Below are 12,046 nucleotides of genomic sequence, written 5' to 3' on the forward strand. Positions count from 1 at the left end.
ACAATGCGGCTAAACGCATTCAATTGGGTACAAACCTGACTCGCGGTTTGGGTGCCGGTGCAAATCCTGAAATCGGCCGCGCCGCTGCTCAAGAAGATCGCGAAGCCATCGAAGATGCCATCCGCGGTGCAAACATGCTGTTCATCACTACCGGTATGGGTGGTGGTACAGGTACCGGCTCTGCTCCTGTTGTGGCTGAAATCGCTAAAGAAATGGGTATTCTGACCGTTGCGGTTGTAACCCGTCCGTTTGCTTACGAAGGCAAACGCGTACACATCGCTCAAGCAGGTTTGGATCAGCTCAAAGAGCGCGTTGACTCCCTGATTATTATCCCGAACGACAAATTGATGACCGCCTTGGGCGAAGACGTGACCATGCGTGAAGCTTTCCGTGCGGCCGACAATGTACTGCGTGACGCGGTTGCCGGTATTTCCGAAGTGGTGACTTGCCCGAGCGACATGATCAACTTGGACTTCGCCGACGTAAAAACCGTGATGAGCAATCGCGGCATCGCCATGATGGGTTCAGGTTTCGCGCAAGGTATCGACCGTGCCCGTTTGGCTACCGATCAAGCTATCTCCAGCCCACTCTTGGATAATGTTACTTTGGATGGCGCACGCGGTGTATTGGTAAACATCACCACTGCTCCTGGCTGCCTGAAAATGTCTGAGTTCAACGAGATTATGCGCATCGTCAACCAAAATGCACACCCTGAAGTGGAATGCAAATTTGGTGCTGCCGAAGATGAGAGCATGAGCGAAGACGCTATCCGTATTACCATTATTGCTACCGGCTTGAAAGAAAACGGTACTGACAACCAACTGCGTGCTGCTGCCCGTACCCAACAATTGGTACGCGGTGCGGAAGAAGCGCCTCAAGCTCAAAGCCAAAGCAGTGCTGAAAGCCTGGTTCGTACCAACCGCAATATCCGTTCTATGAATCTGACTGCGGCTGATTTCAGCAACCAGTCTGTACTGGATGACTTTGAAATTCCGGCAATCTTGCGCCGTCAGCAACACACTCCTGAGAAATAATCAGGATAATGTATGAAAAGACCTGCCTTTAAGGCAGGTCTTTTTTATTGGCAAAATAAACTTAAGGCCGTCTGAAAATTTTCAGACAGCCTTGAGTTTTCAAATAAAGCAAATAACAAGCCTACCCTTTATTGAGAATTTGCTTGTTTTCGCCCTCGCGGCGCAATTCTTTAGGCAAGACAAATACAATGCTTTCTTCTGCGCCTTCTCCTTCACGTATGGTCTCATGTCCCCAGTCTTGAATGGTTTGTAAGACTTCTCGAACCAAGACTTCGGGAGCGGATGCGCCGGCAGTTACACCAACCTTGGTTTTGTTTTCAAACCATTCTTTTTTCAGATAGGAAGCATTATCGACCATATAGGCATCAACTCCGCGCAATGCGGCTACTTCACGCAAGCGGTTGCTGTTGGAAGAATTGGGCGAGCCGACAACAATCACGAGATCGCATTCTTCCGCCAATTCTTTAACGGCAGTTTGGCGGTTGGTTGTGGCGTAGCAGATGTCTTCTTTGTGCGGATTGCGGATATTGGGGAAGCGTTGATTCAAAGCTGCAATGATGTCTTTGGTTTCGTCCACCGATAAAGTGGTTTGGCTGACGTAGGCAAGCTTGTCAGGATTTTTGACGTTCAGCCCGGCTACATCTTCCACTGTCTCAACCAAAAACATTTTACCGGGGGGCAATTGTCCCATTGTGCCTTCTACTTCGACGTGGCCTTTGTGGCCGATCATAATGATTTCGTAATCTTGGGCATCGAGGCGGGCTACTTCTTTGTGGACTTTGGTTACCAAAGGACAGGTGGCATCAAAAACGCGGAAACCGCGTTGTGCCGCTTCTTCCTGTACGGCTTTGGATACGCCGTGAGCAGAGTAAATCAGCGTGGCACCCTTGGGTACATCCGCCAAGTCATCGACAAATACGGCACCTTTTGCCCGCAGATTGTCCACGACGAATTTGTTGTGAACGACCTCATGGCGGACGTAAATAGGCGCGCCGAATTCTTCGAGTGCACGTTCAACAATGCTGATGGCGCGGTCAACGCCGGCACAAAAGCCGCGGGGATTGGCAAGGATAATGGTTTTTTGAGTCATGTGTGTTTTCCGTTTTCAGACGGCCTTTGTGTCGTTTGAAGGTGTTTTTTTGTGCAGCAAACCATCTAATACCAAGCAAACCGCGCCAACGCAGATAAAGCTGTCGGCAATGTTAAATGCGGGATAGAACCAGTTTTGCCAATAGAAAAGCAGAAAATCGACAACGTGGCCGTGAATCAGACGGTCAACCACATTGCCAATTGCGCCGCCGATAATCATGGCTGCCCCCAGTTTGCCCCAGCGTCCAAACTCATCGCGCCAGATGGCACGGGCCAAATACAGGCTGATGACGACGGCCAGACCTAAAAAGAAGAATTTTTGCCAGCCGCCTTGGTCGGCCAAAAAGCTGAATGCCGCGCCTGGATTATAGGCAAGCGTCAGGTCAAAAAAGTCTGGAATGATATTGAGGCGTTCGCCTTCGGTAAAGTGTTTCAAGATTTCCCATTTGCTCAGTTGGTCAAGAATGATGGCAACGAGGGAAAGTAAGAAAAAGGGCGTTTTTGCAGTAGAGGATGAACTCATGTTTTCAGACGGTTTATGTAATAAAGGGCTTATTTTACCTGAAAGCAGGCAGGAAGTGTTTGCGATGGGGCCGTCTGAAAATAGAAACGCCGCCACTTGAATGTATCAAAGGGCGGCGTGGTAAGCATGTGCGGGCTTATTGGTTTTTAAGTAATGGGAAGCCCAGTTTCTCGCGGCTTTCAACGAATTTTTGAGCAACGATACGGCTCAGTGCACGAATGCGTCCGATGTAGGTTGCGCGTTCGGTAACGGAAATGGCACCGCGTGCATCCAAGAGGTTGAACGTGTGGCCGGCTTTGAGTACAAGCTCGTAAGCAGGCAGGGCAAGACTGGTGTCTTCAACTGCAAGCAGGCGTTTGGCTTGTTCTTCATAGTCGTTGAATTGGCGCAAGAGCCAATCGGCATCGCTGTATTCGAAGTTGTAGGTAGATTGTTCGACTTCGTTTTGATGATAAACGTCGCCGTAAGTGACGATGTTGCCATCAAGGGTTTTTGCCCAAACGAGGTCGTACACGTTTTCCACGCCTTGCAAATACATGGCGAGACGCTCGATACCGTAGGTGATTTCGCCGAGTACGGGGGAGCAGTCGATACCGCCTACTTGTTGGAAGTAGGTGAATTGGGTTACTTCCATGCCGTTGAGCCAAACTTCCCAACCCAAGCCCCAAGCGCCGAGAGTAGGGTTTTCCCAGTCGTCTTCGACAAAGCGGATGTCGTGTACTTTAGGGTCGATACCCAATTCACGCAGGGAGTCAAGGTAGAGGTCTTGAATATTGGCGGGAGCTGGTTTGAGCGCAACTTGGAATTGATAGTAGTGTTGCAGGCGGTTGGGGTTGTCGCCATAGCGGCCGTCTTTGGGGCGGCGGCTGGGTTGAACGTAAGCGGCAAACCAAGGCTCCGGGCCTAATGCACGCAGGCAGGTGGCAGGATGGGAAGTACCGGCACCGACTTCCATATCGAAAGGTTGGATAACGGTGCAGCCTTTGTCTGCCCAGTAGTTCTGTAATTTGAAAATAATTTGTTGGAAGGTGAGCATGGTGGATGGAATAGATTGGAATAAAGAGGGTATTTTACTGTTTTGAGCCTGTTTTGGATAGGCTGAAGGAAGCGGCGTAGGTTATTTGCTGTCCAATAGGTCTGAAAAAGGGTCGTCTTCTGAAGAAACGGTGTATTTTTCTTGCGCCCATTCGCCTAAATCAATGAGTTTACACCGTTTGCTGCAGAAAGGGCGGTAGGGGCTGTCGGTATTCCAAACGACTTCTTTGTGGCAGGTCGGACATTTTACAACAGGAGCGGTCATGCAGTTTCTTTCAGTGATTGTGCAATGGATTGATAGTATTGATGCAGGCGGAAAACCTTGATTTTTGCTTCTTCCAAGCTATGGGTATTGTCCAATATATCGTCGGCATGAAGCAATCTGTCAGATCGGGAAGCTTGGGTAGCCATGATTTGGCGCGTCTGTTCTTCTGAAAAACCATTGCGTTGGTGTACGCGTTCGATTTGGACGGATTCTGGAACATCTACAACTAAAATGCGGTCGGTTTCCGCTTTAAATGCCGGATTCTCAATTAAAAGCGGTACATCGACAATGCCGTAGGCAGAGGAAGCAAGTTTTTGTTTCTGCTGTTGGATTTTGTTTAAGATTAATGGCAGAAGCAGCTTTTCCAGTTGTTTTTTGGATTGAGGCCGTCTGAAAACTTCTTCCCGTAAAGCCGTACGATTCAGACGGCCTTTGCTGTCAAAAACCTCATCACCGAAAAGCTGGCGGATGGCTGGAAGCGCTTCGCCGTTTTCAGCGGTCAGTGAGCGACTGATGGCATCGGCATCGATAATGGGTACGCCAAGTTCGGCGAACATTTGGGCGACAGATGATTTGCCGCTGCCGATACCGCCGGTCAAGCCTATCCATAATGTCATTATCGGAATCCTGATTGTACGAGCCACCATTGTACCAGTTGGGTAATAGGTGCATTGCCAACCAAAATAATCCATCCTGCTACAGCAAGGCTGGGACCAAAAGCAAAATATTGACCTTTACCGACACGGGCGATGAGCGCGCCCACCAGCCCGACTAAGGCAGCCATGAAGATCAGAACAGGCAATATCCCTACGCCTAGCCATGCGCCGAGTGCGGCCAAAAGTTTGAAATCGCCATTGCCCATGCCGATTTTACCGGTCAGAAGTTTATAGACAGCGCATAAAGTATAAAGGCTCATATAGCCTGCGATTGCACCCCAAACGGCTGAATGAAGGGGTACGAATGTATCGTTCAGATTAAACAGCAGGCCGATCCAAATTAGGGGCTGAGTCAGGCTGTCGGGCAAATATTGCGTATCGGCATCGATAAAGGTCAGCGCAATCAATATGGCAGTCAGAATCAATCCGCCAATAGTTGCCCAGGACCAGCCGTATTGCCACGCGACAATACCGAATAAGACACCTGTCAGCAGCTCAATCAACGGATAGCGTATGCTGATATGGGTTTTGCAGGCGTGGCATTTCCCACCTAGAAAAACATAGCTTAGGATGGGTATATTTTGCCAAACTCTGATCGGACTTTCGCATTTTGGGCAGCGTGAATCCGGTTTACGCAGATTAAATGGCTGTTTTTCTTCGTCTGTCAGCTCGATGCCCAAATGCTCTTTGGAAAATTGTGTCCATTCACGCTCCATCATTATCGGCGTGCGATAAATGACGACGTTCAGAAAGCTACCAATCAGCAATCCCAAAATAACGGCTAAAGGAATGGCGAATGGCGCAAGAGCGGTAAAGGCGTCGATGGCAGAGTAAATACTATCAAGCATATCAACCTACGACATTACCCAAGTTAAACAACGGCAGATACATGGCAATCAGCAAGATACCGATGAGCGAACCCAATACCACCATGATGATAGGTTCCATCAAGGCAGACAATCGGGAGACGGAGTTGTCTACTTCATCTTCGTAGAATTCGGCTGCTTTGTTCAGCATATCGTCCAAAGAGCCTGACTCTTCGCCGATGGCCGCCATTTGGATCACCATATTGGGGAACATATCCGTGCTTTGCATACTGGATGTCAGCGACAGGCCTTGGGTTACCTTGGCGCGGATGTCTTGAGTGGCTTCTTCATAGAGAATATTGCCGGATGCGCCTGCAACTGAATCTAATACTTCCACCAAAGGAACGCCGGCCGCGAAGAGGGTAGAAGTCGTACGCGCCCAACGGGCAATGGTCGCTTTACGGACGATGGTACCGAAGATAGGCAACCTCAAAATCAAAGCATCGATTCGTTTTTGGAAGGTAGGCGATTTTTCATGGAGTTTGTACAGGCCGAAGGCGGAAGCAATCAAAAGGATAATCATAATCCAGCCGTAATCGACAAATAAATCGGACAAGTTCATGACGAGTTGGGTAAGGCCTGGCAGCTCTGCACCCATATTGGCATAAACTTCTTTAAAGGCAGGCAGTACAAACATCATCATAATGAAGATAAGCGCAATCGCCACCACGATAATGGCAATCGGGTAGGTCAGCGCGGTTTTAACCTTTTTCTTAATGGCTTGGGTTTTTTCTTTATAAACAGCCAGTTTGTCCAATAAGCTTTCCAGTACGCCGCCGGATTCGCCTGCGCTGACCAGGTTGCAATAGAAACGGTCGAAATATTTTGGATATTTGGAGAACGATTTGCCTAATGCGCTACCTTGTTCGACATCGGAGCGAATCTGCATCAGCATTTCGGTCATACTCGGATTGGAGTGGCCGCGAGCAACGATTTCAAAAGCCTGCATCAGCGGCAAGCCTGCCTTCATCATCGTTGCCAGTTGGCGCGTAAACACTGTGATGTCTTCTTGGGTAATGCGGCGTTTGCGTGCGGTTTTGACTTTGCTGATGCGCAAAGGACGAATGCCTCTGCGCTGGAGTTTTTTGCGTGCCTCTTCTTCATCTTTGGCAACTACTTCGCCGCGGACAAGACGTTCGGTCTCGATGTTTTTTCCTTCAAATGTAAAACGCTTACCTTTGCTTCTTGAACCGAACAGACTTCTTTTTTGCTCTGCTTGAGCCATGAGTTATCCCTTGTTAGTAAGAAATAAAGCGGACTGTTTCCCCGTGCCGCTTTATTGTAATTTTCGAAAATATGGCAGTTTAGTCATTGGTATGAGCAGTCACTTCTTCCAACGAAGTCAGGCCCTGCATGACTTTCATGAGGCCGGCGCGACGCAGGTCTACCATGCCTTCCTGATAGGCCATGTTCATGATATCAACTTCCGTACCGTTGTTCATAATGACTTTTTGCATTTCATCGCTGATCGGCATGACTTCATAAATACCGACGCGGCCTTTAAAGCCTTTGCCGCGGCAGCTGTCGCAACCAACCGGGCGGTAGAGCTTCCAATCTTGAGCCAAGTCCGCATCGGTAAAGCCGGCTTTCTTCAATGCCGGAACTGGCGGGCGCTCCACTTCGCGTTTGCAGTTTGGACACAGCCTGCGCAACAGCCTTTGCGCCATAATCAGGCTGACCGAGCTGGCGATGTTGAAAGGCGCCACACCCATGTTCAAAAGGCGGGACAGCGTGGCCGGTGCATTATTGGTATGCAGGGTAGAGAAAACCATGTGGCCGGTTTGGGCGGCTTTAATGGCGATGTCGGCGGTTTCCAAGTCGCGGATCTCGCCGACCATAATAATATCAGGATCTTGACGCAAGAAGGATCGGAGTGCGGTGGCAAACGTCAGGCCTTGTTTTTCATTGACGTTGACTTGGTTGACGCCCGGTAGGTTAATCTCGGCCGGATCCTCTGCTGTTGAAATGTTCACATCTTCCGTGTTCAAAATGCTCAGGCAGGTATAGAGCGAAACGGTTTTACCCGAGCCTGTCGGGCCGGTAACCAATACCATGCCGTAAGGACGGTTGATGGCCTCAAACAGCATTTCTTTTTGGAAAGGCTCTAAACCGAGCTGGTCGATATTGAGCGATGTACCATCAGAATTTAGGATACGCATCACCACTTTTTCGCCAAACAACGTCGGCAAAGTGCTGACACGGAAGTCAATCGGACGGCCATGTTTGTGGAAGGCAATTTGAATTCTGCCGTCTTGCGGAATACGTTTTTCAGAAATATCCAAACGCGCCATCACTTTGATGCGCGATGCCAACTGACCGCGTACGGCGACAGGCGGCTGTACGACTTCGCGCAACTGTCCGTCCACGCGGAAACGGACGCGTGCCATTTGTTCGTAGAATTCAAAGTGGATGTCCGATGCGCCTGCGTTTAGGGCATCGGATAAGGTTTTGTGGATGAATCGGGGGATAGGGCCGTCTTCAGCCTCTTCATTATCGATATAAAGTGATTGAGATTGCTGCGTTGCTTCATGTTCTTCGTTGATTTCTTTCAGAATGGTGGTTGAACGCTGACCCAACCATTCCAGCAAGGAGCTAAGTTGGTCATCGGGAACCACTACCAAATCAACACTTAAACCTGAAGAAAAAGCGATTTTTTGGAAGTTTTGGATTTGAGTCGGATCGGATACGGCAAAATAAACCTTGCGTCCGCGTTTGAAAATTGGAACGCAACGGTTTTGCACCATTTGCTCTTCCGTCAGAATGTCGCCGACTACATTATTGCGCGGATAGTAGTGTAAATCCAAAAGGGGATAGCTGAATACGCGCGCAACCAATTCGCCCAAGGCTTTAGGGGTGATGATGCCGTCTGAAAACAAGTCGGGCAGGATTTCTTTGCCCGATTGTAAAAGGCTGTTGTAATGTTCCGCTTGTTGATTTGAGATGGTTTGGCTTTGAACCAAAACACGCAATAATCCGACACTCATTTTATTTTCCGTTTCTTGTGCAGTTTTCCCTTTAATTTAGAGGAAAGCCGTATTATTTTATCATTATTATGATTAAAGCATATGGTTAATTATGCAAATCTGTTTAAGTTGCAAAGACATGCTTCTGCTTTAATTGTATTTTTCTTTCAGACGGCCATTATAAAGCAAGGAGAATAGGCGTTAAACTCAATATTTTGGGATGATGATGAAAAAACAACAATTTTGTCATATGAATCCAATCAATAACGAAATTATATTTCATGTTGCTATCGCTTGTCGGGAGACGGCAGAAAAGGTTGTTTTGATGGACAGACGGTTGGAACTGGAAATATGAAAAGGCCGTCTGAAACTGAGCAATCAGGTTTCAGACGGCCTTTTAGCTATTTAAATCCGATAGGATTGATTAGGCTTTGTTTTTCAGGCGGCCATGCAATTCCTGTACGCTGTACACGCCCAAGTGTTCGCGGCTTTTTGCGCCTTCGCTCATGGCTTCGCCGCCGGCGATGGTGGTGTATTGCGGTACGCGTTGGGTGAGGGAGGTGCGGCGGATGCTGTGGCTGTCGGTAACAGATTGCACTGTGCTGCCGACGGTGTTGACCACCAGTGCGATTTCACCGTTTTTAATGGCGTCCACGATGTGTGGGCGGCCTTCCTGCACTTTGTTGACCGCTTGCACGATGATGCCGTGTTCTTTCAAGTATTCGGCGGTGCCGCGTGTGGCGCAGACACCGTAGCCGAGTGCTTGGAAGTTTTGTGCGGTTTTGACGATGAGCGGTTTGTCTTCGTCGCGTACGGCAAGGAAGATTTTGCCGGTTGTGCTCAAGCGTTCGCCTGCGCCGAGTTGGGCTTTGAAGTAGGCTTCGCCGAAGCTTGCGCCTACGCCCATGACTTCGCCGGTAGAGCGCATTTCTGGGCCGAGAATGGTGTCCACACCCGGGAATTTGATGAATGGGAACACGGCTTCTTTAACGGCGTAGAAGTCCGGGATGACTTCTTTTTCTACGCCTTGCTCTTTCAGCGAAATGCCTGCCATTACGCGTGCGCCGACTTTGGCGAGCGGTACGCCGGTGGCTTTGGATACGAACGGTACGGTACGGCTGGCGCGTGGGTTTACTTCCAATACGAAGACCACGCCGTCTTGTACGGCAAACTGTACGTTCATCAGGCCGACCACGCCCAGTGCGTATGCCATGGCTTTGGTTTGACGGCGGATTTCGTCTTGAATCTCTTCGCTCAAAGAGTATGGAGGCAATGAACAGCCGGAGTCGCCGGAGTGGATACCTGCTTGTTCGACGTGTTGCATGATGCCGCCGATCACGACGTCTTGGCCGTCTGAAACGCAGTCTACGTCCACTTCGATGGCGTTGTTCAAGAAGAAGTCGAGTAATACGGGGCTGTCTTCGGAAACTTGTACGGCTTCGCGCATGTATTTTTGCAACTCTTCGGCAGAGTGAACAATCTGCATGGCGCGGCCGCCGAGTACGTAAGAAGGACGGACAACCAACGGATAACCGATTTCTTCGGCTTTAACGAGGGCTTCTTCTTCGTTGTGGGCGATGCGGTTAGGCGGTTGACGCAGACCTAAGTCGTTCAATACTTTTTGGAAGCGTTCGCGGTCTTCGGCGGCGTCGATGCTGTCGGCGGACGTGCCGATGATGTTCACGCCGTTTTCAACCAATGCGTTGGCGAGTTTGAGCGGGGTTTGGCCACCGTAATGCACAATCACGCCCCATGGGTTTTCGGTGCGGACGATTTCCAACACGTCTTCCAGCGTCAGCGGCTCGAAGTACAGGCGGTCGCTGGTGTCGAAGTCGGTGGACACGGTTTCAGGGTTGCAGTTGACCATGATGGTTTCAAAACCGGATTCGCGCAGGGCGAGTGCGGCATGAACGCAGCAGTAGTCAAATTCAATACCTTGGCCGATACGGTTTGGACCGCCACCGAGAATCATCACTTTTTTACGGTCGGAAGGACGGGATTCGCATTCTTCTTCGTAAGTGGAGTAGAGGTAGGCGGTTTCGGTGGCAAACTCGGCGGCACAGGTGTCGACGCGTTTGTAAACCGGATGCAGGTTCAGCGCGTAGCGGTGTTCGCGGACTTCTTTTTCGCTTACGTTCAACAATTGTGCCAAACGTTTGTCAGAGAAGCCTTTGCGTTTCAGACGGCGCAAAGCGGCATAATCCAAGTCTTGCAACTGGCCGTCTGAAACCGATTTTTCTTCTTTCACCAAGTCTTCGATTTGTGCCAAGAACCAAGGATCGATGGCGCAGATTTCGTGGATTTCTTCCAGTGTGAAGCCCGCGCGGAACGCATCGGCTACAAACAGCATGCGCTCAGGACCCGGGTTGGCCAGTTCGCGGCGGATTTCCGCTTTGTCGGAGCTTCTCGGATTGAAGCCGCACAATCCCGTTTCCAAGCCGCGCAGGGCTTTTTGGAAACTTTCCTGAATCGTGCGCCCCATCGCCATTACTTCGCCCACCGATTTCATCTGCGTGGTCAGGCGGTCGTCTGCGGCGGGGAATTTTTCAAACGCAAAACGCGGGATCTTGGTTACCACATAGTCGATGGAAGGCTCGAATGACGCGGGCGTACGGCCGCCGGTAATGTCGTTGCGCAACTCGTCCAACGTAAAGCCGACAGCCAGTTTGGCCGCTACTTTGGCAATCGGGAAGCCCGTTGCTTTAGATGCCAACGCGGAAGAACGGCTCACGCGCGGGTTCATCTCAATGACAATCATCTCGCCGTTTTCAGGGTTTACCGCAAACTGCACGTTTGAGCCGCCGGTATCCACGCCGATTTCGCGCAATACTGCCAACGAAGCATTACGCATGATTTGGTATTCTTTGTCGGTCAATGTTTGTGCAGGCGCAACAGTGATGGAGTCGCCGGTATGCACGCCCATCGGGTCGAAGTTTTCAATCGAGCAAATGATGATGCAGTTGTCGTTTTTATCGCGTACAACTTCCATTTCGTACTCTTTCCAGCCGAGAACGGATTGCTCAATCAGCAACTCATGAGTAGGCGACGCATCGAAACCGCGTTCGCAAATTGCCAAAAACTCGTCTTTATTGTAGGCAATGCCGCCGCCCGAACCACCCATCGTGAAAGAAGGACGAATCAGCGTCGGAAAGCCGACTTGTTCTTGCGCCGCCAAGGCTTCGTTCATTGTGTGGCAGACAAAAGATTTCGGGCAAGAGAGGCCGATTTTCTCCATCGCTTCCTTAAAGCGGCCACGGTCTTCCGCCTTGTCAATCGCGTCTTCGGTCGCACCGATCAGCTCGACGTTGTATTTCGCCAGCACGCCGTTGCGCGCCAAATCCAGCGCACAGTTCAGCGCGGTCTGGCCGCCCATCGTGGGCAGAATCGCATCAGGCCGCTCTTTGGCGATAATCTTCTCCACCGTCTGCCACATAATCGGCTCGATGTAGGTAACATCCGCCATTTCAGGGTCGGTCATAATTGTGGCAGGGTTGGAATTCACCAGAATGACTTTATAGCCTTCTTCACGCAAAGCCTTGCAGGCCTGTGCGCCCGAATAGTCAAATTCGCAGGCCTGACCGATAACGATAGGGCCGGCGCCGATGATAAGGATGG

General features: G+C 50.2%; 10 protein-coding genes. 1 reads left to right on the forward strand and 9 read right to left on the reverse strand.

Annotated elements, in window-relative coordinates; genetic code table 11:
* Positions 1 to 1,034: cell division protein FtsZ (gene ftsZ, locus ACTHUT_RS08675; RefSeq protein WP_440418735.1), on the forward strand; the 1,034-nt coding region annotated here is incomplete at its 5' end.
* 121 nt (positions 1,035 to 1,155) lie between these two features.
* Here ftsZ and ispH read toward each other — a convergent pair.
* The 9 genes from ispH to carB all read right to left on the reverse strand — a co-directional run bounded on the left by ispH (position 1,156) and on the right by carB (position 12,044).
* Entirely contained in the window at positions 1,156 to 2,124 is a 969-nt protein-coding gene (gene ispH, locus ACTHUT_RS08680; RefSeq protein ID WP_049331909.1) for a 4-hydroxy-3-methylbut-2-enyl diphosphate reductase, read from the reverse strand.
* Positions 2,125 to 2,139: 15 nt separating this feature from the next.
* Positions 2,140 to 2,646 (reverse strand): signal peptidase II, encoded by a 507-nt coding sequence (gene lspA, locus ACTHUT_RS08685; protein ID WP_308905100.1) that lies wholly within the window; start codon positions 2,644 to 2,646, stop codon positions 2,140 to 2,142.
* Positions 2,647 to 2,782: 136 nt separating this feature from the next.
* Positions 2,783 to 3,682 carry a glycine--tRNA ligase subunit alpha gene (gene glyQ, locus ACTHUT_RS08690; protein ID WP_003685919.1) on the reverse strand — a complete coding sequence of 300 codons (900 nt, stop codon included), beginning with the start codon at positions 3,680 to 3,682 and terminating at the stop codon, positions 2,783 to 2,785.
* An 81-nt stretch (positions 3,683 to 3,763) separates the two neighbouring features.
* Positions 3,764 to 3,946, reverse strand: a complete 183-nt coding sequence (gene yacG / locus ACTHUT_RS08695; protein WP_308187389.1) for a DNA gyrase inhibitor YacG — start codon at positions 3,944 to 3,946, stop codon at positions 3,764 to 3,766.
* A complete protein-coding gene (gene coaE, locus ACTHUT_RS08700) occupies positions 3,943 to 4,563 on the reverse strand; it encodes a dephospho-CoA kinase (RefSeq protein WP_440386031.1) in 621 nt (206 codons plus the stop codon). Before coaE ends, yacG begins: the two co-directional genes overlap by 4 nt.
* Positions 4,563 to 5,450: a prepilin peptidase gene (locus ACTHUT_RS08705; protein ID WP_440386032.1), complete on the reverse strand. Its 888-nt coding sequence runs from the start codon at positions 5,448 to 5,450 to the stop codon at positions 4,563 to 4,565. Before ACTHUT_RS08705 ends, coaE begins: the two co-directional genes overlap by 1 nt.
* A gap of 1 nt (position 5,451) precedes the next feature.
* Complete coding sequence (locus ACTHUT_RS08710; RefSeq protein ID WP_188214120.1) at positions 5,452 to 6,693, reverse strand: type II secretion system F family protein; 1,242 nt, start codon at positions 6,691 to 6,693, stop codon at positions 5,452 to 5,454.
* 79 nt (positions 6,694 to 6,772) lie between these two features.
* The gene (pilB, locus tag ACTHUT_RS08715) at positions 6,773 to 8,452 is read right to left on the reverse strand and encodes a type IV-A pilus assembly ATPase PilB (protein WP_440386033.1); all 1,680 of its coding nucleotides are present in this window, start codon (positions 8,450 to 8,452) and stop codon (positions 6,773 to 6,775) included.
* Between the two features lie 403 nt (positions 8,453 to 8,855).
* Complete coding sequence (carB, locus tag ACTHUT_RS08720) at positions 8,856 to 12,044, reverse strand: carbamoyl-phosphate synthase large subunit (protein ID WP_440418736.1); 3,189 nt, start codon at positions 12,042 to 12,044, stop codon at positions 8,856 to 8,858.
* Positions 12,045 to 12,046 lie beyond the last annotated feature (2 nt).

The organism is Neisseria sp. P0022.S010, from assembly GCF_051956635.1.